The organism is Azospirillum sp. B506 (assembly GCF_000333595.1).
GTDB lineage: Bacteria > Pseudomonadota > Alphaproteobacteria > Azospirillales > Azospirillaceae > Azospirillum.
In genome coordinates this window covers 1-18,408 of record NZ_BADK01001063.1, presented here as the reverse complement: position 1 = coordinate 18,408, position 18,408 = coordinate 1, and the positions used below count along the sequence as shown (strand labels likewise).

19 protein-coding genes and 2 tRNA genes are annotated in these 18,408 nt (G+C 67.1%); 14 read left to right on the top strand and 7 right to left on the bottom strand.

Features of this window, described 5'->3' with window-relative positions; all coding sequences use genetic code 11:
* The first annotated feature begins 79 nt into the window (after window positions 1–79).
* The 8 genes from I71_RS32780 to I71_RS38625 all read left to right on the top strand — a co-directional run bounded on the left by I71_RS32780 (window position 80) and on the right by I71_RS38625 (window position 8,121).
* Window positions 80–1,678, top strand: coding sequence for an ABC transporter substrate-binding protein (locus I71_RS32780; RefSeq protein ID WP_042704180.1), 1,599 nt, complete (start codon window positions 80–82; stop codon window positions 1,676–1,678).
* 241 nt (window positions 1,679–1,919) lie between these two features.
* Window positions 1,920–2,930 (top strand): ABC transporter permease subunit, encoded by a 1,011-nt coding sequence (locus tag I71_RS32775; protein WP_042704178.1) that lies wholly within the window; start codon window positions 1,920–1,922, stop codon window positions 2,928–2,930.
* Between the two features lie 9 nt (window positions 2,931–2,939).
* On the top strand, window positions 2,940–3,848 hold the full coding sequence (locus I71_RS32770; RefSeq protein WP_042704176.1) for an ABC transporter permease subunit: 909 nt from the start codon (window positions 2,940–2,942) through the stop codon (window positions 3,846–3,848).
* A gap of 4 nt (window positions 3,849–3,852) precedes the next feature.
* Window positions 3,853–4,842 carry an ABC transporter ATP-binding protein gene (locus I71_RS32765; RefSeq protein WP_042704174.1) on the top strand — a complete coding sequence of 330 codons (990 nt, stop codon included), beginning with the start codon at window positions 3,853–3,855 and terminating at the stop codon, window positions 4,840–4,842.
* Window positions 4,842–5,855 carry a peptide ABC transporter ATP-binding protein gene (locus tag I71_RS32760; RefSeq protein ID WP_042704172.1) on the top strand — a complete coding sequence of 338 codons (1,014 nt, stop codon included), beginning with the start codon at window positions 4,842–4,844 and terminating at the stop codon, window positions 5,853–5,855. Before I71_RS32765 ends, I71_RS32760 begins: the two co-directional genes overlap by 1 nt.
* A 110-nt stretch (window positions 5,856–5,965) precedes the next feature.
* Window positions 5,966–6,916 (top strand): lysozyme inhibitor LprI family protein, encoded by a 951-nt coding sequence (locus I71_RS32755; RefSeq protein WP_042704170.1) that lies wholly within the window; start codon window positions 5,966–5,968, stop codon window positions 6,914–6,916.
* Between the two features lie 113 nt (window positions 6,917–7,029).
* Window positions 7,030–7,518, top strand: a complete 489-nt coding sequence (locus I71_RS32750) for a YajQ family cyclic di-GMP-binding protein (RefSeq protein ID WP_042704168.1) — start codon at window positions 7,030–7,032, stop codon at window positions 7,516–7,518.
* A gap of 195 nt (window positions 7,519–7,713) precedes the next feature.
* Window positions 7,714–8,121, top strand: a complete 408-nt coding sequence (locus tag I71_RS38625) for a hypothetical protein (RefSeq protein WP_042704166.1) — start codon at window positions 7,714–7,716, stop codon at window positions 8,119–8,121.
* Between the two features lie 24 nt (window positions 8,122–8,145).
* Here the strand turns inward: I71_RS38625 and I71_RS32740 are convergent, their stop codons facing one another.
* Window positions 8,146–8,376, bottom strand: a complete 231-nt coding sequence (locus I71_RS32740; RefSeq protein WP_042704164.1) for a hypothetical protein — start codon at window positions 8,374–8,376, stop codon at window positions 8,146–8,148.
* A 357-nt stretch (window positions 8,377–8,733) separates the two neighbouring features.
* On the opposite strand from I71_RS32740, the gene oxlT reads away from it, so the two are divergent.
* On the top strand, window positions 8,734–10,029 hold the full coding sequence (gene oxlT, locus I71_RS32735; protein WP_042704162.1) for an oxalate/formate MFS antiporter: 1,296 nt from the start codon (window positions 8,734–8,736) through the stop codon (window positions 10,027–10,029).
* A 13-nt stretch (window positions 10,030–10,042) separates the two neighbouring features.
* Here oxlT and I71_RS32730 read toward each other — a convergent pair whose 3' ends face one another.
* Genes I71_RS32730 through I71_RS32720 form a run of 3 tightly spaced genes read right to left on the bottom strand, consistent with a single transcriptional unit; the run spans window position 10,043 to window position 11,967 of the window.
* Window positions 10,043–10,933 carry a S49 family peptidase gene (locus I71_RS32730; protein WP_042704160.1) on the bottom strand — a complete coding sequence of 297 codons (891 nt, stop codon included), beginning with the start codon at window positions 10,931–10,933 and terminating at the stop codon, window positions 10,043–10,045.
* A gap of 60 nt (window positions 10,934–10,993) precedes the next feature.
* On the bottom strand, window positions 10,994–11,764 hold the full coding sequence (locus I71_RS32725) for a tRNA1(Val) (adenine(37)-N6)-methyltransferase (RefSeq protein ID WP_042704158.1): 771 nt from the start codon (window positions 11,762–11,764) through the stop codon (window positions 10,994–10,996).
* Window positions 11,761–11,967 carry a DUF2007 domain-containing protein gene (locus I71_RS32720; RefSeq protein ID WP_042704156.1) on the bottom strand — a complete coding sequence of 69 codons (207 nt, stop codon included), beginning with the start codon at window positions 11,965–11,967 and terminating at the stop codon, window positions 11,761–11,763. The genes I71_RS32725 and I71_RS32720 overlap by 4 nt, the downstream gene beginning before the upstream one ends.
* Window positions 11,968–12,084: 117 nt before the next feature.
* Here I71_RS32720 and I71_RS32715 point away from each other — a divergent pair, with 117 nt between their 5' ends.
* From I71_RS32715 to I71_RS32705, 3 genes are all read left to right on the top strand, one after another.
* The gene (locus tag I71_RS32715) at window positions 12,085–13,101 is read left to right on the top strand and encodes a polyprenyl synthetase family protein (RefSeq protein WP_042704154.1); all 1,017 of its coding nucleotides are present in this window, start codon (window positions 12,085–12,087) and stop codon (window positions 13,099–13,101) included.
* Between the two features lie 156 nt (window positions 13,102–13,257).
* Window positions 13,258–13,334 (top strand) — tRNA-Pro (locus I71_RS32710).
* A gap of 201 nt (window positions 13,335–13,535) precedes the next feature.
* Window positions 13,536–13,612: transfer RNA gene (locus I71_RS32705), tRNA-Pro, on the top strand.
* A 61-nt stretch (window positions 13,613–13,673) separates the two neighbouring features.
* On the opposite strand, the gene I71_RS32700 is transcribed toward I71_RS32705, so the two are convergent.
* Window positions 13,674–14,462 (bottom strand): metallophosphoesterase family protein, encoded by a 789-nt coding sequence (locus I71_RS32700; protein ID WP_042704153.1) that lies wholly within the window; start codon window positions 14,460–14,462, stop codon window positions 13,674–13,676.
* Between the two features lie 287 nt (window positions 14,463–14,749).
* Here I71_RS32700 and I71_RS32695 point away from each other — a divergent pair, with 287 nt between their 5' ends.
* On the top strand, window positions 14,750–16,012 hold the full coding sequence (locus I71_RS32695) for an ABC transporter substrate-binding protein (protein ID WP_042704151.1): 1,263 nt from the start codon (window positions 14,750–14,752) through the stop codon (window positions 16,010–16,012).
* Between the two features lie 66 nt (window positions 16,013–16,078).
* On the opposite strand, the gene I71_RS32690 is transcribed toward I71_RS32695, so the two are convergent.
* Together I71_RS32690 and I71_RS32685 are read right to left on the bottom strand one after the other, a co-directional pair.
* Complete coding sequence (locus tag I71_RS32690; protein WP_042704149.1) at window positions 16,079–16,723, bottom strand: trimeric intracellular cation channel family protein; 645 nt, start codon at window positions 16,721–16,723, stop codon at window positions 16,079–16,081.
* Window positions 16,724–16,826: 103 nt separating this feature from the next.
* Window positions 16,827–17,387, bottom strand: a complete 561-nt coding sequence (locus I71_RS32685; RefSeq protein WP_042704147.1) for a hypothetical protein — start codon at window positions 17,385–17,387, stop codon at window positions 16,827–16,829.
* Window positions 17,388–17,549: 162 nt separating this feature from the next.
* Here I71_RS32685 and I71_RS32680 point away from each other — a divergent pair.
* Window positions 17,550–18,408, top strand: an 859-nt coding sequence (locus I71_RS32680) for a copper ion binding protein (protein ID WP_042704145.1), incomplete at its 3' end; no start/stop codon positions are given.

The following is an 18,408-nucleotide window of genomic DNA, read 5'->3' as shown; positions in this document are numbered from 1 at the left end:
CGCGCCAAATGACGGCGCAATTTCAAAGCCGTTTTGGCGAATTTACGTACGCTCCAACCGGAATCGGGAGGCAAGACGAATGAAGCGCATCCTGCTGGGTGCCGGGCTTTGTATGGCCGCGGCGCTGGCGCTGTCGGCGCCGGCCCAGGCGGCGAAGACCCTTGTTTATTGCTCTGAGGGTAGCCCCGAAAACTTCAACCCCATGTTGAATACGACCGGCACCAGCTTCGACGTTGCGCTCCCGGTCTACAACAACCTCGTCCAGTTCGAGTATGGTGGCACCAAGGTCGTTCCCGGCCTGGCCGAATCCTGGACGATCTCCGACGACGGGTTGGTCTACACCTTCAAGCTGCGTGCGGGCGCCAAGTGGCACAGCGTCGGCGATTTCAAGCCGACGCGCGACGCCAACGCCGACGACGTGATCTTCTCGTTCGAGCGCCAGTGGAAGCCGGATCATCCCTTCCACAAGATCTCGGGCGGCGCCTACGACTACTTCAACGACATGGCGATGCCCAAGCTGTTGAAGTCGATCGAGAAGGTTGACGATCTGACGGTCAGGTTCACGCTCAACCAGGTCGAGGCGCCGTTCCTGGCCAACCTCGCCATGCCCTTCGCTCCGATCATGTCGGCCGAATATGCCGCCATGCTGCTGAAGAAGGGCACGCCGGAAAAGCTGGATCAGGTTCCGGTCGGCACCGGTCCGTTCCAGTTCGTCGCCTACCAGAAGGACGCCGTCATCCGGTACAAGGCGTTCGAGCAGTATTGGGGCGGCAAGCAGCCGCTCGACAACCTCGTCTTCGCGATCACGCCCGATGCGGCGGTTCGTCTGGCCAAGCTGAAGGCCAACGAATGCCAGATCATGCCCTATCCGAATCCGGCCGACATCGAGGCGATGAAGAAGGACGGCTCGATCGTCGTCCAGGAGCAGGAAGGGCTGAACGTCGGTTACGTCTCCTTCAACGTGACCAAGAAGCCGTTCGACGACGTCCGCGTCCGCCGCGCCGTCAGCATGGCGATGGACAAGAAGTCGATGGTCTCCGCGGTCTATCAGGCCGCCGGCGTCCCGGCCAAGAACCCGATCCCGCCGACCATGTGGTCGTACAACGATGCGATCGAGGATTATCCCTACGACGTCGAGCGGGCCAAGAAGCTGCTGGCCGACGCCGGCTACCCGAACGGTTTCGAGACCGACCTGTGGGCGATGCCGGTGCAGCGCCCGTACAACCCCAACGCCAAGCGCATCGCCGAGATGATGCAGGCCGACCTCGCCAAGGTCGGCATCAAGGCGAAGATCGTGCAGTACGAGTGGGGTGAGTACCGCAAGCGCATGCAACAGGGCGAGCACCAGATGGGCATGCTCGGCTGGACCGGCGACAACGGCGATCCGGACAACTTCCTCTACACCCTGCTGGGCTGCGAGGCGGCGCGTCCGGGCGGCAACAACCTGTCGAAGTGGTGCAACAAGGAGTTCGACGATCTCGTCGTCCAGGCCAAGCGCACCACCGACATCGCCGCGCGCACCAAGCTGTACGAACAGGCCCAGGTCATCTTCAAGGAAGAGGCCCCGTGGTACACCATCGCCCACTCGGTGGTGTATGTCGGCCTCGCCAAGAATGTCGCCGGCTTCAAGATGGACCCGTTCGGTGTCCATCGCTTCGAGGGCGTCGATCTGAAGTGACGGGGAACGCGCCCCTCCGCAACAAGGGGGATGCGCGGTGGACTGCCTGGGATGGAGGCCTGCATGCCGGGCCGTCCATTCCAGTATAAAGACTGACATTGCCGCCTCCGCGTAAGCGGGGGCGGGCCTGAATTGGGGCGGGTGCCCCTGATGGAACGGGGCGTCTGCCCGCGCGGTTTTCCTGCCGGGCCAGCGCTCCCTTCCATTTTTCGCCGCAGTTTTAAAATATGAGTACCCGTCGATGCTTCGCTTCATCCTGACGCGGGTAAGCTTGGTGATTCCGACTTTTCTCGGCATCACCTTTCTGACCTTCATCCTGATCCGGCTGGTTCCCGGCGACCCCATCGAGGTGCGCACCGGCGAGAGAGGCATCGCGCCTGAACGGCTGGCCGAGCTGCGCCACGAGATGGGCCTGGACCGGGCGCTGTGGCAGCAGTTCCTCGATTATGTCGGCAACGTGCTGCACGGTGATTTCGGTCTGTCGCTGATCACCCACAACTCGGTGCTGAGCGAATTCCTGACGCTGTTCCCGGCAACGCTCGAACTGGCGCTGTGCGCCATGCTGTTCGCGACGCTGGTGGGTCTGCCGGCCGGCATCCTGGCGGCGGTGAAGCGCGGGTCGCTGTTCGACCATGGCGTGATGGGCGCCAGCCTGACCGGCTATTCCATGCCGATCTTCTGGTGGGGCCTGCTGCTGATCCTGTTCTTCTCGGTCGGGCTGGGCTGGACCCCGGTGTCGGGCCGCCTGGATCTGGTCTATTACGTGGAGCCGGCGACCGGCTTCATGCTGATCGACACGCTGATGGCCGGCGATTACGAGGCGTTCCGGTCGGCGCTCGGGCATCTGGTGCTGCCGACCATCGTGCTCGGCACCGTGCCGCTGGCTGTGGTGGCGCGCATGACGCGCTCGGCCATGCTGGAGGTGCTGGGCGAGGATTACATCCGCACCGCCCGCGCCAAGGGACTGGCCAGCGGCCGCGTCATCGGCATGCATGCGCTGCGCAACGCGCTGATCCCGGTGGTGACCGTCATCGGCCTGCAGGTCGGCACGCTTCTGGGAGGCGCCATCCTGACCGAGACCATCTTCTCCTGGCCGGGCGTCGGCAAATGGCTGATCGAATCGATCAACCGCCGCGACTATCCGGCCCTGCAGGGCGGCGTGCTGCTGATCGCCACCTCGGTGATCCTGGTCAACCTGCTGGTGGACGTGCTTTACGGCGTCCTCAACCCCCGCATCCGTCACGCGCGGTGAGGCCAATCCATGTCCGCTGAACTCTCGACCAATCCAGAGCCTGTCGCCGTGTCGCGCCCGCCGCACCCGCTGGCCGAGTTCTGGTATCACTTCAAGCAGAACAAGGGCGCGCTGGGCGGTCTGGTGGTGATCGCGCTGATCGCGCTGATCGCCGTCTTCGCCGGCGTCGTCGCCCCGCACAACCCCGACATCCAGTACCGCGAGGCGATCCTCACCCCGCCGGTCTGGCAGGAGGGCGGGAGCTGGAGCTTCATCCTGGGCACCGACGACATCGGCCGCGACATGTTGTCCCGCCTGATGTACGGCGCCCGGCTGTCGATGATGATCGGCCTGATCGTCGTCACCCTGTCGCTGGCGGTCGGCCTGGGCATGGGCATGATCGCCGGCTTCTTCGGGGGCATGGCCGACGTGCTGATCATGCGCGCCATGGACATCCTGCTGGCCTTGCCGTCGCTGCTGCTGGCGGTGGTGGTGGCCGCCATCCTCGGGCCGGGGCTGGTGAACGCCATGCTGGCGGTGTCGGTGGTGGTGATCCCGCACTATGCCCGCCTGACCCGCGCCGCCGTGCTGGCGGAGGTGAACAAGGACTATGTGATCGCGTCGCGCGTCGCCGGGGCCGGGCCGATGCGCCTGATGCTGATCGTGGTCCTGCCGAACTGCCTCGCCCCGCTGATCGTGCAGGCGACTCTCGGCTTCTCCACCGCCATCCTGGACGCGGCGGCGCTGGGCTTCCTCGGCCTCGGCGCGCAGCCGCCGACACCGGAATGGGGCACCATGCTGGCCTCCTCGCTGCAGTTCCTTCAGCGTGCCCCCTGGGTCGTGACCTGGCCCGGCGTCGCCATCCTGGTGACCGTGCTGGCCTTCAATCTGTTGGGCGACGGTCTCCGCGACGCGCTCGACCCCAAGCTGAAGCGTTGACCTCATGCCTCTTCTCGACATCAAGAACCTGTCGGTCGAGTTCACCACCCGCGCCGGCACCTTCCGCGCGGTGGACGGAATCGACCTGACCGTGGACGAAGGCGAGGTCGTCGGCATCGTCGGCGAATCCGGCTCCGGCAAGTCCGTGACCTCGCTCGCCGTGATGGGGCTTCTCGGCTCCAACGGCCGCGTGGTCGCCGACCGGATGATGTTCGCCGGCCGCGACCTGCTGACCATGCCCGCCGCCCAGCGCCGGAAGATCACCGGCAAGGACGTCGCCATGGTCTTCCAGGAACCGATGACCAGCCTCAACCCCTGCTTCACCGTCGGTTTCCAGATCATGGAGACCCTGCGGGTGCATGAGGGGCTGTCCGGCAAGGCCCTGCGCAACCGCGCCATCGCGTTGCTGGAGCAGGTCGGCATTCCCGCGCCGGAAACCCGCCTGTCCGCCTTTCCGCACCAGCTGTCGGGCGGCATGAATCAGCGCGTGATGATCGCCATCGCCATCGCCTGCAACCCGCGCCTGCTGGTGGCGGACGAGCCGACGACCGCCCTGGACGTCACCATCCAGAAGCAGATCCTCGATCTGCTGGTCCAACTGCAGCGCGAGCGCGGCATGGCGCTGATCCTGATCACCCACGACATGGGCGTGGTGGCGGAAACCGCCCAGCGGGTCGTCGTCATGTATGCCGGTCAGGTGGCGGAGACGCGGCCCGTCGGTTCGCTGTTCGAGCGGCCGCGCCATCCCTACACCGGCGCCCTGCTGGACGCGCTGCCGGAACGGGCCTTGGGCAAGCGCCGGCTGCCGACGATCCCCGGCATGGTGCCGGGCATCGCCGACCGGCCGGCCGGCTGCCTGTTCAGCCCGCGCTGCCGTTTCGCCGACGCCCGCTGCCGCGCCGAGCGCCCGGCGCTGTTCGATGTGGACGACGGCCGCGCCCGCTGTTTCTACCCGCTGCCGGACGGCCATCTCGCCGCCGGGGAGGCGCTGTGATGACCACCCAGAGCGAACCCCATATCTTCGAGGCCGCGGCCGGGACGTCGGTCGTGCTGGAGGCGCGCAACCTGCGCAAGCACTATGCCGTCAAGCGCGGTGCCTTCAAGCCGCTGGCGACGGTGAAGGCGCTGGACGGCGTGTCCTTCAGCCTCCAGGCAGGCAAAACGCTGGCCGTGGTCGGTGAGTCGGGCTGCGGCAAGTCGACGCTGGCGCGGGCCGTGACGATGATCGAGCCGCCGACCTCGGGCGAGCTGCTCTACGACTGCCGCGAGGTGGTCGGGCGCAGTGCGGCGGAGATGAAGGAGCTGCGCCGCACGGTGCAGATGGTCTTCCAGAACCCCTACGGCTCGCTGAACCCGCGCAAGACGGTCGGGTCGATCCTGACCGAGCCGCTGGTCATCAACACCGCCATGGACAAGCACGAGCGGCGCGAGCGCGCGGTGGCCATGATGGGCAAGGTTGGCCTGCGCCCCGATCAGGTCGACCGCTATCCCCACATGTTCTCCGGCGGCCAGCGCCAGCGCATCGCGATTGCCCGCGCGCTGATGTTGAACCCGCGCGTGGTCGTGGCGGACGAGCCGGTGTCGGCGCTCGACGTGTCGATCCAGGCGCAGGTGCTGAACCTGATGATGGACCTGCAGGAGGAGCTGAACCTCGCCTACCTGTTCATCTCCCACGATCTCAGCGTGGTGCGCCACATCGCCGATTCGCTGATGGTGATGTATCTGGGCAAGCCGGTGGAGCATGGCGCCAAGGATGTGGTCTTCACCCGGCCGCGCCACCCCTACACCCGTATCCTGCTGGCGGCGACGCCGCGGGTGAACCCGGGCCTGCGGGTGGACCGGGTGCTGCCGAAGGGCGAGCTGCCCTCACCGCTGAATCCGCCGCCGGGCTGTGCCTTCCACAAGCGCTGCCCCTTTGCCACCGAACGCTGTGCCGCGGAGGTTCCGCCGCTGCGCGCCGTGGACGAACGGCTGGTGGCCTGCCACTACGCCGAACAGATGGACTGACCGCCGGTCAGGCCAAGCCCCCGATGCTTCCGGCTGATCCCGGCCGCTCTTGCGGCGGCCGGGCTATCTTTGATCCACTGTTGCGGATTCCCGCTGATGGATTCCGCAGCATGACCCTCCGCGCCGCCACCATTGTTGCCGCTTTCTGCCTGCCGCTTCTGCCCGGCCTTGCCGCACCGGCCAGCGCGGCCAGTTTCGATTGCGCCCAGGCCCGGAGTGCCGAGGAAAAGCTGATCTGTTCGACGCCGGCGCTCGGTGCCGCCGATGCGGCGATGGGAGCTGCCTACAGGGCGCTGCTCGGCGATCTGGCGGCCGACGAGGCGGGACTTGGTTTTGCCCGTGCCGAACAGCGGGCCTGGGCCGGGCGGCGCAACCGCGCCTGCGGAGCCGGCCTTCCCGCCGGTGCCGAGGCCGACAGCGGATTCGACAATCCGGCCGATTGCCTGCTGGTGGAGACGGAGCGGCGGACGAAGCAGCTCGCCGCCCTGAGGGCCGATCCGGGGTTGGGTGCCCGGTTGCGCACGGTCGCGCTGATCGAAGGGAAGCCCCGCGCCCGCCTTTACATCCGTGCCGAGCGACCGGAAATCGCCGATGCGGCCATGCCCGGCGCCGCCTTCTTCAATGAGACGGTGCGCCGGTTCGTCGAGGGCGAACTCAGCCGGTTCCGCAAAAGCGCCACCGATCTGCCCGAGGGGATGGAGGCGGAACTGGTGCTGAGCGCGGATGTTCATGTCACCGCCCCCGGCCTGCTGTCTGTGCAGTTCCTGGGCGACGGTGTGCAGGGCAACGGTTTCCGCTATGCGGCGGCACTGACGGTCGATCTCGGCCGGGAACGGGTGCCCACCCTGGCGCAGATGTTCGGCACGGGGACCTGGCTGGCGACCGCCACCGCCGCCTGCCGGGCGGCGCTGGGGCCGGAGATGGCGTCGGAGTGCGGCGGCCCCGAGCTGAAGGACCCGCGCAGCTGGCGGTTCGAGGCGGGGCGGGCGGTGGCGACCTTGCTGCTGCCGGGCAAGGAGTTGCGGGAAATCGCCGTGCCGTTCCATCCGCCTGCCCGCTGAGGCCGCCTGCCCGTTGAAGCGCTGCCGGCAATGCGGCTGTTGAGTGCGGCGGCCGTCTTCTTTACGGTGCGGCCGATCCTTCGTCGAAAGTCCTTACCAGGGAGAGAGCCGCCATGCCGTCCTTTGACATCGTGTCCGAGACGGACGTCCACGAGGTCGACAACGCCATCGCCGGCGTCCGTCGCGAGATCGAGACCCGGTTCGACTTCAAGGGCTCCAAATGCACGATCGAGCGGACCGAGAACGAGATCGTTCTGCTGGCCGACGACGCCACCAAGCTGGAGCAGATGCAGGAACTGCTGCGCGTCTATGTGACCCGCCGCAAGCTGGATGCTGCCGCGCTGGACTTCTCCGCCAAGCCGGAGCGGGCCGCCGGTGACGCGCTGCGCCACCCCGTCACCATCAAGCAGGGAATCGCGCAGGATCTGGCGAAGACCATCGTCAAAGGGATCAAGGACAGCAAGATGAAGGTCCAGGTCTCCATCCAGGGTGACGAGCTGCGGGTGACGGGCAAGAAGCGCGACGACCTGCAGGACGCCATCGCCCTGGTCAAGCGGATGGGCATCGAGCAGCCGCTGCAATACCAGAACTTCCGCGACTGATCGGCTGCGACCGATTGGCCGCGGTCGGTGGGCAAGGCTTGCCGGCCGCTGGGAATCTTCTGCCGGGCGGCTGGGAAAATTTTGCCGGTCAAATCGTCGCAGGAGCTGTTTCCCCTTGTGAGGCGCCGGTTGCGCTGATGGCGTGATTTTTGCGTAGTCCCCTGCGGTTCGCCACAAACCGCAGGGGATCGTCCCATGTCGATGATGGCCAACAGCGAGGCCACGCAAGCGATGCGCATCCGGGCGGAAGACGTCCTGGAGCGCAAGGGGACGTCCGCGTCCCGGCAGGCGGGGGCGCTGGCCGGCCAGTTCGCGGCAATGCTGGAAACCCTGAACGGGGTGGGGGAGGGTGGCACCTCGGGTGTCGATGCCACGGGTGTGGTGCCGAATGCCCAGCCTTCGGTGCGCCTCGGTGTCGGTGCCGTCACCCTGTTCGCGCAGGAGGACGGGCAGGGCGAGGCCGGCATGAACCCCGCATCCCCGGTGCCCGACCCGCAGGATCCGGCGACGGCGATGCAGGTGGTGGACAGCGCCATCCAAACCGGCGACGGCTCCAACTTCCGCTGGTTGACCACCCTGCTGACACAGAACTCCGCGGCCTGATCGGGGCCGCTTTCAAGGAAACTCTCAGAATCCGCGGCCGAACTCGGCCCAGGACAGGGCGACGTCCGGCGATTCCGGCTTGCGCTTGCCGCCGCCATGGCGCGTGCGGAAACCGGCGAACAGATCCGGCAGCGTGATGTGCGGGACCCCGTCGGAAAGAGCGATCCCCGCCGGGGCGAACCCGGCCGGAGCCAGAGCGGCGGAAACCTTAAGGGCAGGACCGGCGAACAGGCGGGTCAGGATGCTGGACATCATGTGATTTCCCCTGGTTGCGGCGTTGCTCTTCAGCGCCGTTGGACATGACCCGATCATGCGCCCCTCCTCGCACCGCAACAAGATATTCTGTATACCAGATACCGTATTTCAAATATGTGTGCGCTGCATAGCTGCGCCTTGACAGTTTTGTTCGTAAGCACAGCAAACGGTGCATGCCTGCTGCCGGGAAAAGACAAGCCTTTTCAATGCATTCCACGATGTGGAAAAGAATAACGCATTCCGTATCTGGTATTTGGAATACGGATTGTTGAGGAGCACAGTCATCCCTGAACGGCGCAAGAGGCGGTGCGAACCCGGCTCGATCCTGCGCTCCCACGCTCAACGGGACTTTGGGGCATGACCACAGAGACGACCGAAGACCGCGGTCTTCTGAACAACAAATGGTTCCAGCTCAGCGTCGGCCTGCTGTGCATGGCGATGATCGCCAACCTGCAATATGGCTGGACCCTGTTCGTCGATCCCATCGACGCCAAGCATGGCTGGGGACGTGCAGCCATCCAGATCGCCTTTTCCATCTTCGTCTTCACCGAAACCTGGCTGGTCCCGGTCGAAGGCTGGTTCGTCGACCGCTACGGCCCGCAGGTGGTGGTGCTGGTCGGCAGCCTGCTGGTCGGCGGTTCCTGGGTGATCGACAGCCAGGCCTCCTCGCTGCCGATGCTCTACACCGCGGCGGTGATCTCCGGCATCGGCGCCGGCTGCGTCTATGGCACCTGCGTCGGCAACGCGCTGAAATGGTTCCCGCAGCAGCGCGGTCTGGCCGCGGGCGTCACCGCCGCCGGCTTCGGTGCGGGTGCCGGCGCCACGGTCATTCCAATCGCCAACATGATCGCCTCCCAGGGCTACGAGCAGGCCTTCCTGGTCTTCGGCATCGGGCAGGGCGTGGTGATCTTCGTGCTGTCCTTCTTCCTGCGCAAGGCGCCGAAGTCGAACGGCCCGGTGCGCAAGAGCGGCCTGGCCCAGACCAAGATCGACCATCCGCCGTCCCGCGTCATCCGCACGCCGGTCTTCTGGCTGCTCTACGTCATGTTCGTGATGGTGGCCTCCGGCGGCCTGATGGCGGCGGCCCAGATCGCGCCGATCGCCCACGACTTCCATGTCGCCGATTCGCCGATCAACATGTTCGGCCTGATTCTGCCGGCCCTGACCCTGGCGATCTCCATCGACCGCGTTCTGGACGGCGCCGGGCGTCCCTTCTTCGGCTGGGTGTCCGACCGCATCGGCCGCGAGAACACCATGTTCATCGCCTTCAGCATCGCCGCCATCGCCATCGTTCTGGTGACGCAGCTCGGCCGCAACCCGGTGATGTTCGTCATCTTCACCGCGATGTTCTTCTGCGTGTTCGGTGAGATCTACAGCCTGTTCCCGGCCACCGCCGGCGACACCTTCGGCTCGAAGTTCGCGGCGACCAACGCCGGCATGCTCTACACCGCCAAGGGCACGGCGGCGCTGCTGGTTCCGCTCAGCAGCATCATCGCCAGCCATTTCGGCTGGCACGCCGTGTTCTACATCGCCGCCAGCTTCAATCTGGTGGCCGCCGTGCTGGCCCTGTTCGTCCTGAAGCCGCTGCGCGCGGCCTTCATCCAGGCCGACGATTACGGGCTTCAGGCGGCCCCGGTCACAGCCGAGCGTTGACGGCGGGTTCCCCTCAAAGCCCCAGCCTGGCCCGGGCCGCCCAATCGTCGAGAGACGCGCGGGCGGCCCTGACCAAGGCATCGGCGAAGGCCTCATGCGTCCCGGTCTCCAAGGCCGGGGCGTCGCCGTATCCGGCCCGCATCCCCAGCCGCCGCAGCATGCCGCGGTCCTGCGGCACCACCCGCAGCCGAACCTTCTCGCCGAAGCGCCCGCGCAGGACGGAGCGGATGTCGCCCAGCCCGTCGATCAGCCCGAGGGCCAGCGCCCGCCGCCCGGCCCAGAAGGCGCCGGAGAACAGTTCTTCCTCCGGTCCGGTCAGGCGGGTGCCGCGGCGGGCGCGCACCATCGCCTTGAACGCCTCATGCACGTCGGCCTGCAGGGCTTTCAGATGGGCGACCCCGTCCTCCCGCTCCGGCGAGAAGGGGTCGAGCAGCACCTTCTTGTCGCCGGCGGTGTAGAGGCGCCGTTCGATGCCGTGGCGCTCGATCAGCCCATGCAGTCCGAAGCCGGACGACACCACACCGATGGAACCGACGATGGAGCTTTCGTCGGCCCAGATCTCGTCCGCCGCGCAGGCCAGCCAATAACCGCCCGACGCCGCCGCATCCTCGCAGAAGGCGAAGACCGGCAGCTTCCTCTCCTCGGCCAGATCGCGGATGCGCTTGGCAATCAGCGCCGACTGCACCGGTGATCCGCCCGGCGAGTTGACGATCAGCGCCACCGCCTTCTGGTCCTTGGGCGCGAAGGCGCGTTCCAGCAGCGGGGCGACGCCGGCCAGCGTCAGACCGGAACGCAGGGGGCCGCCCTGGCCGATGACACCGGTCAGGCGGACGACGGACACCAGCGGCCCGGCCTTGCGCCAGGGGCCGAAGGGAAGTTTGGCGAGAAGGGAATGCAGGCTCATGCCGGCAGAGATGGGAGTGTCGTCTCCCGATTGAAAGGCTCCGCCCCCGCTAAATAAGGACTAGAACAGCAGCGATTCCGCGTCGCGCAGAACCCGCTCCGCCTCCGGGCTGTAGCCGCCTTCGGCCCGGTGCACGGTCAGGCCGGCGGTCAGGCGGGCCGGCGCCCTGCCGCCCTTGCGGGCGACCAGCAGCAGCCGCTTCGCCTCCACCCCCGGCTTGGGCCACAGCGGCACCAGGATCAGGCTGCCGAACCGGCCGCGCAGCGCATGCAGGATGTCGTCGATGCGGTCGGCGCGGTGGACCATGGTCAGCGTTCCGCGCGGCTTCAGCATGCGGTCGGCGAAACGCACCCAGTCGGACAGCTGCGCCGTCCCCTCCACATTCGCCGCCGCCTTCCAGTCGTCGGGCGGCATGCTGGCGGCACCGGCCTTCAGATAGGGCGGATTCATCATCACACGGTCGAATCCGACGGCGCCGAGCGTCTCCGGCGGGTCCAGCAGGTCGCCTTCCAGCACCGTCACCCGGTCCGCCACGCCGGTGAGGGCGGCATTGCGACGGGCGAAGGCGCAGGCATCGGCCCGCTGTTCCAGCCCGACCACCGCCACTCCCGGCACCCGGACGGCGAGGCACAGTGCCGCAGCCCCGGTGCCGGTGCCGACATCCAGCACCCGCTCTCCATCGCCGGCGGCGGTGATCGCGGCGAGGAAGACCGGATCGATGGCGGCGCGGTAGCCCCCCTCCGGCTGAACCAGCCTCACCCGGCCGTTCAGCAGGAAATCGACGGATGCTTCCAGGTTTTGTTCCGGAAACGGAACGATGGGATCGCTCACGCTTCGCCGGCCTCGCGCAGGATGCGGACGGCCTGCGCGGCATCCTCCGCATCGACCATCAGCCGCCGGGGAATGGCGCCGATGGATCCCTCCAGAATGCTGGTGTGGCTGTCCAGCACGACGGCCTCGATTCCGGCGTCGGCCAGCAGGGCGACCAGCCAGGAGAGGCGGACGGGATCGGTGGTGCGCAGCAGTTCGGTCATGATGTCTCGAAAGAACGGGCGTCTCGAAAGAACGGTGCCCTGCGGACTTGACCGAAGAGGCTAGGCCGTTATGCTCCCTAGCGCAAATTCTGGCGTCAATCATCCGTGGAGTCGACCTTGGCGGTCGTGACCAACTTCGAGCCGAAACGGCGCAAGTCTTCCCCGCTCGACGACCTGACCGCTTTGGTGGCCGAGGATCTCAGCGCCGTCAACCAGATCATCCTCGACCGCATGCAGTCGCAGGTCGAGATGATTCCCCAGCTGGCCGGCTATCTGATCGCCGCCGGCGGCAAGCGCCTGCGTCCGGTGCTGACGCTGGCCGCCGCCAACCTGTGCGGTTACCAGGGGGAGCATCACCGGCTGCTGGCCGCGGTGGTGGAGTTCATCCACAGCGCCACCCTGCTGCATGACGACGTGGTCGACGAAAGCGACCTGCGCCGCGGCATGGCCTCGGCCAACGCGGTGTTCGGCAACAAGGCCAGCGTGCTGGTCGGCGATTTCCTGTTCTCCCGCGCCTTCGAGATGATGGTGGAGGTGCAGTCGCTCGACGTGCTGCGCATCCTGTCCGGCGCTTCGGCCATCATCGCCGAGGGCGAGGTGCTGCAACTGCGCACCACCAACGACACCGAGACCAGCGAGCAGGCCTACCTTGAGGTCATCAAGGGCAAGACGGCCGAGCTGTTCGCCGCCGCCTGCCGCGTCGGCGCCGTCGTCGCCAACCGCCCGCAGGCGGAGGAGATGGCGCTCTACGATTACGGCATGAATCTCGGCATCGCCTTCCAGCTGGTCGATGACGTGCTGGACTACTCCGCCCTGCAGGCCAAGCTGGGCAAGACGGTCGGCGACGATTTCCGCGAGGGCAAGATCACCCTGCCGGTCGTGCTGGCCTTCCGCCGCGGCAACGACGAGGAACGCGCCTTCTGGCGCCGGGTGATGGAAGACCTGGACCAGAAGGACGGCGACCTGGAACAGGCCCAGGCGCTGATGGCGCGACACGCCGCCCTGAAGGACACGGTGGAGCGCGCCCGCCATTACGGCTCCATCGCCCGCGACAGCCTTGGCCTGTTCGCCGATGGACCGATCAAGCAGGCCCTGCTGGAAGTCATTGATTTCGTGATCGATCGCGATTTCTGACCGGACAGGAGGGGGTGGGCGAAGGCGCGGCATCTCCGGCCGGATCTTTTTGCAGATGACGCATTTTTTGCGTTGCGCGCCTGGGCCGGAGCGTTTATACACCCCCTCCACCGACGGACGCCGCTTTCCAAAGCGACAGGCCGCCGGGGACAGGACCGGAGAGTAGCTCAGCCTGGTAGAGCACTGCTTTCGGGAGGCAGGGGCCGGAGGTTCGAATCCTCTCTCTCCGACCAAGATGACAAGGGCTTCCGGAGAAATCCGGGAGCCTTTCGTCGTTTCGGCATCGTTTCGCCGGCAATTCCATGTCCAGCCGGCATGGCAAAAATGCAGCGGTCAGGCTGTGACTTTGCATTGCGCAGCCGGCCGGAACCGTTTATACACCCGCTCCACCGACGGACGGCGCACTGCAAAGTGACGGCCGCCGGGGACAGGACCGGAGAGTAGCTCAGCCTGGTAGAGCACTGCTTTCGGGAGGCAGGGGCCGGAGGTTCGAATCCTCTCTCTCCGACCAACAAGACAAGGGCTTCCGGAGAAATCCGGAAGCCCTTCGTCGTTTCAGGGTTCCGTCAGCCTCACACCGTGCACAGGAACCGCCGGTCCGTTCCCTCCAGCACCAGGGCGGTGAGGCGGTTGGTGGCGTAGGCGCCGGTGTCGATGCCGATGCGGTTGGGCAGCAGGACTGGTTCCGGCGCGATGGTGTGGCCATGGACCACCAGTTTGCCATGGTCAACGCGAGACGTCAGGAAGGCCTCGCGGATCCACAGCCGGTCATGGTCCTGCTGCTGGTCGAGCGGGATGCCGGGGCGGACGCCGGCATGGACGAAATGATAGTCGCCGATGGTCAGGTGGTTGCGCAGGGCCGCCAGGAAGGCACGATGATGCGCCGGCAGCAGGCCGTTCAGCATCCGCTGTGCCTGTTGCAGATGCTCCACCGGTCCTTCCGGGTCGGGGGCGGGGATGCCGTAGCTCGCCAGCGTCGCATCGCCGCCATAGGTCAGCCAGCCGGGGGCGACGCGCAGGTCGGACAGGAAGCCCAGCATGGTGTCCTCGTGGTTGCCACGCAGGAATACCGCGCCGAGCGACGGCGGCAACCCGCAGGCGAGCCGTTCGATCACCAGACGCGAATCCGGGCCGCGGTCGACGTAATCGCCAAGGAACACGAGGTATTTCAGCAAATTCGGCGCCTGATCGGCATCGCGGAGGATCTGCCCCAGCATCTGGTCGAGCAGGTCCAGCCGGCCGTGGATGTCGCCGACCGCATAGACGCGCATGCCGCGCGGCACCGATGCCGGTCCCGACCGTCCAGCCGAAGGAGCGCCAGAGGTGGCCTCCGTCCACAGTTTCCGTGCCAAGCTCAACACGAGATGGTTCTCGCCGTCGTCACATTTCCTACTGACACCTGTGTCCGGGCCGGCGTCGCTTCAAGGGGGCCACATGTTGCACCGCAATTGCGCCGCTATCGTTCCGAGGGGAGCGATCCGGGGGGCGATCCGACGGGGCCACGGTCGGAAAGGACGGTCAATCCGTTGTGCTTTGAAGACGTTCGGCGATTCCGCTTTGACAGGACGGGGGTACGCGGTGGACTCTTCGGCCGATCGGATCGGAGCCGATCCGCAGTGCGACCAGCCAAAAAGGCCCCCGCAGCATCATGACCAACGACCATAAGAACCGCTCCACCGGAGGACTCGCCCTTTCCCGCCGCACGCTGGGTCAGGCCGCCATCGCCGGCGGCGTGCTGGCCGGCTTCGGCCGCGCGCCGGCATTCGCGCAAGACACCACCCTGAAGGTCGGCGTGCTGCTGCCGCGCTCCGGCCTGCTGGCCCAGGCGGGCCAGGCCTGCCAGCGCGGCGCCGACATCGCGCCTGCGGTGCTGTCCGACCTCGGCTACAAGGTGGAGGTGCTGTCGGCCGACACCGAATCGAACGCCGACGTCGCCCGTTCGCGCACCGAAAAGCTGATCAACGATGGTGCCCATGTCATCGTCGGCGCCTTCGACAGCGGCCAGACCGCCGCCGCCGCCCAGGTCTGCGAACAGCGCGGCGTGCCGCTGGTGATGAACATCGCCGCCGCCGACAAGCTGACCGAGCAGGGCTACAAGACCGTCTTCCGCAACTTCCCGACCTCCACCATGCTGGTGACGAACGGGATGTCGCTGATGAAGGACCTGTTCGCCGCCACCGGCACGACGCCGAAGACGGCGGTGTTCCTGCATGCCAACGACACCTTCGGCATGGCGAACAAGGCCGCCATCGACGCGCTGTTCCCCAAGCTGGACATGCCGTTCCAGATCGTCGAGTCGATCTCCTACGATCCCAAGGCGCAGGATCTGGCGGTCGAGGTGGCGAAGGCCAAGGGCACCGGCGCCGAGCTTGCCATCGTCACCACCCGCGCCAATGACGCCATCATGATGGTGCGCGAGATGGTGAAGCAGCGCTGGGAGCCGAAGGGCATCGTCTCGCCCGGTTCGCCCGGCCTGTATGACGAACAGTTCTACAAGGTGCTGGGCAAGTACGCCGACTTCGCCATCACCAACCTGCCCTGGTACGACCCCAAGGCGGCGATGACCAAGCGGGTCGAGGCGGCCTTCAAGAAGCAGTTCCCCAACGACCGTTTCGAGGGCTATGCCTTCAACGTCGCCTTCACCTTCGAGGCGATCCTGATCGCCGCCGACGCCTTCAAGCGGGCCGGCACGGCGGAAGCGTCGGCGATGCTGGCGGCGCTGCGCCAGACCAACCTGTCGGACAAGCTGATGGTCGGCCCGGCGATCGCCTTCGATGACAAGGGTCAGAACACCAACCTGATCTCCGCCTGCATCCAGAACCACAAGCTGCGCCCGACCGTGGTGCTGCCGAAGGCGTCGGCGGAAGCCGACCCGGTCTTCCCGATGCCGGGCTGGGGCAAGCGGGCGTAAGCTGACCTTATTGACCATCCCCTCTCCCCCCGGGGAGAGGGCTTGTTCAGGGGGAGAGAGTCTCCCTCAGCTCCCCGGCGCCCGCGGCGCGCTCCAGTTGCGCAGCACGCTGACCACGCGCAGTGCGAACACGGCGAGCGCGCCGACCACCGCGACCGGCACCGCCGGCAGGTCCATCCGCTGGCCGACGATCATCACCACCGCCCCCAGCAGCGAGGCCATGGCGTAGATCTCCTCGCGCAGCACCCGCGGCACCTCGGCCACCAGCAGGTCGCGCATCGCCCCGCCGCCGCAGGCGGTCATCACCCCCAGCAACGCGGCCGGCAGCGGGCTCAACCCATAGGCCAGCGCCTTGCCGCAGCCGGCGACGGTGAACAGCGCGAGGCCCGCGGCGTCCAGCACCATCACCGGCTTGCCCAGCCGGTTGATCGGCTTGTGGAAGAGGAAGGCGGCCAGACCTGCTGCGAGCGCCACCATCAGATAGCGGTCGTCGCGCAGGCTGGCCGGCGGCAGCGCGCCGATCAGCAGGTCGCGCATCACGCCGCCCGCCAGTGCCGCGGCCAGCGACAGCACCATCACGCCGAACAGGTCCAGCCGCTTGCGCACCGCCAGCGTGCCGCCGCTGAGGCCGAAGACGAACACGCCGATGAAATCCATCATCGTCAGCAGGGTGGACAGGTCGGTCGGCATCGGAATGGGAAGCGGTGGCATCTGGCGAACTCGGCGATGGATCGTCTGCTCAATGATTGAGCATAGCCGGCCCCGTGCCGCCAAGCGAAACCTCCGGGGCGAAACCTCCGGGGAGAAACCTCCGCTACACCGTGTCGGGTGCCGACAGCCGGATGCCCATCCGCCGCGCCTCCAGCATGAAGGCGCGGGTCATCTGCAACAGGTCGGTCCGCCAGTAGAGCTGGGTCAGCGGCTCGTCCAGGAAATCCTCCGGCAGCATGGCGTAGCAATAGGTCTCCACCACCCGGATGTCCTGCTTCCAGGGATCGACGCCGTCGCGCCAGCCGATGGTCCAGCCGGCATGGCCGGCGCCGATGGCCCAGCGCTCGAAATGCGGGGCGATGGTGTTGCTGTCGATGGGGTCCTTCACCGGCACCTGATAGATGGCGACGAAGCGCCTGACATTCAGTTGAAGCCGCATCAGCAGCGAATCGCCGAAGGCGCCGATGCGGTACAGGCAGTCGGGGGAGCCGGGGGCATGACTGAAGGTCACTTCGGCCCGCCGCAGCCCGGCCAGCGGGGTGGCGGACGGGGCGTCGGCCAGCGGCGGCGTCTCATACTCCACGGCGCGCAGATCCTCGACCACGTCCTGGGTCAGCATGTGGGAAACGCGGCTCTGCGCCTCGGCGATGGTCAGGCGGGTCAAGGGGCGGTCCCTTCGGGCAGGTTGTGGAACAGTCAGGACACGAACGCCCGCTCCGCCCATTTGTTCAGGGAGCGACGACTCTGCGGCGATCCGCCCCTTGACCTTCCAATGGCTGGAAGCCACATATCATTCCATGCCGAGCAGATTCGAAGGAGAACCGGCATGACCATGACCCAGCACCGCAGCAGCCCCCCGACGACCGCCGATCTCGACCTCGGCGTGTCGGGCATGACCTGCGCCTCCTGTGTCCGCCGGGTGGAGAAGGCGCTGGGCCGGGTGCCGGGCGTCACCGCCGTGTCGGTCAATCTGGCGACGGAGCGGGCGCGGCTGAGCTTCGCCGGTCCGCCCGACGCCAAGGCCGCCGCCGAAGCCGTCGAGGCCGCCGGCTTCCACGCGGAGCGGCGGGAGTTCGACCTGTCGGTCAGCGGCATGACCTGCGCCTCCTGCTCCGGCCGGGTGGAGAAGGCGCTGAACCGCCTGCCCGGCGTGGAGTCGGCGGCGGTCAATCTGGCGACCGAGCGCGCCCATGTCGTCGCCTTCGCCGGCAGCCTGGACACTGCCGATCTGGTCGCGGCGGTGGAGAAGGCCGGCTATGGCGCCGCCCCGGTCGACCAGGGTGGCGAGCAGCGGGAGGAGGAGGCGCGGGCCGACCGCAGCCGGCGCGAGCTTCACCATGTGCTGATCGCCGCGGCGCTGTCGCTGCCGCTGCTGGCCGGCATGGTCGGCGACCTGTTTGGCGCCGACTGGATGCTGCCGGGCTGGATGCAGTTGATCCTTGCCAGCATCGTGCAGGTCTGGCTCGGTGCCCGCTTCTACCGCGCCGGCTGGAACGCGCTGCGGGCGGGGGCCGGCAACATGGATCTGCTGGTGGCGCTCGGCACCTCGGCGGCCTGGGGGCTCAGCCTGTACCTGCTGCTGACGGCCCACCTTGGGCATGAACCGCATCTCTATTTCGAGGCCTCCTCGGTGCTGATCACCTTCGTGCTGTTCGGCAAATGGCTGGAGGCGCGGGCGAAGGGCC

Excerpts from the sequence above, each read along its gene's own strand:
- I71_RS32765 (WP_042704174.1), top strand. The coding sequence starts at position 3,853 with ATGCCTCTTCTCGACATCAAGAACCTGTCGGTCGAGTTCACCACCCGC.
- I71_RS32770 (WP_042704176.1), top strand. The coding sequence starts at position 2,940 with ATGTCCGCTGAACTCTCGACCAATCCAGAGCCTGTCGCCGTGTCGCGC.
- I71_RS32780 (WP_042704180.1), top strand. The coding sequence starts at position 80 with ATGAAGCGCATCCTGCTGGGTGCCGGGCTTTGTATGGCCGCGGCGCTG.
- I71_RS38625 (WP_042704166.1), top strand. The coding sequence starts at position 7,714 with ATGTCGATGATGGCCAACAGCGAGGCCACGCAAGCGATGCGCATCCGG.
- I71_RS32775 (WP_042704178.1), top strand. The coding sequence starts at position 1,920 with ATGCTTCGCTTCATCCTGACGCGGGTAAGCTTGGTGATTCCGACTTTT.
- I71_RS32690 (WP_042704149.1), bottom strand. The coding sequence starts at position 16,723 with ATGCCACCGCTTCCCATTCCGATGCCGACCGACCTGTCCACCCTGCTG.
- I71_RS32720 (WP_042704156.1), bottom strand. The coding sequence starts at position 11,967 with ATGACCGAACTGCTGCGCACCACCGATCCCGTCCGCCTCTCCTGGCTG.
- oxlT (WP_042704162.1), top strand. The coding sequence starts at position 8,734 with ATGACCACAGAGACGACCGAAGACCGCGGTCTTCTGAACAACAAATGG.
- I71_RS32740 (WP_042704164.1), bottom strand. The coding sequence starts at position 8,376 with ATGATGTCCAGCATCCTGACCCGCCTGTTCGCCGGTCCTGCCCTTAAG.
- I71_RS32755 (WP_042704170.1), top strand. The coding sequence starts at position 5,966 with ATGACCCTCCGCGCCGCCACCATTGTTGCCGCTTTCTGCCTGCCGCTT.
- I71_RS32695 (WP_042704151.1), top strand. The coding sequence starts at position 14,750 with ATGACCAACGACCATAAGAACCGCTCCACCGGAGGACTCGCCCTTTCC.
- I71_RS32750 (WP_042704168.1), top strand. The coding sequence starts at position 7,030 with ATGCCGTCCTTTGACATCGTGTCCGAGACGGACGTCCACGAGGTCGAC.
- I71_RS32730 (WP_042704160.1), bottom strand. The coding sequence starts at position 10,933 with ATGAGCCTGCATTCCCTTCTCGCCAAACTTCCCTTCGGCCCCTGGCGC.
- I71_RS32760 (WP_042704172.1), top strand. The coding sequence starts at position 4,842 with ATGACCACCCAGAGCGAACCCCATATCTTCGAGGCCGCGGCCGGGACG.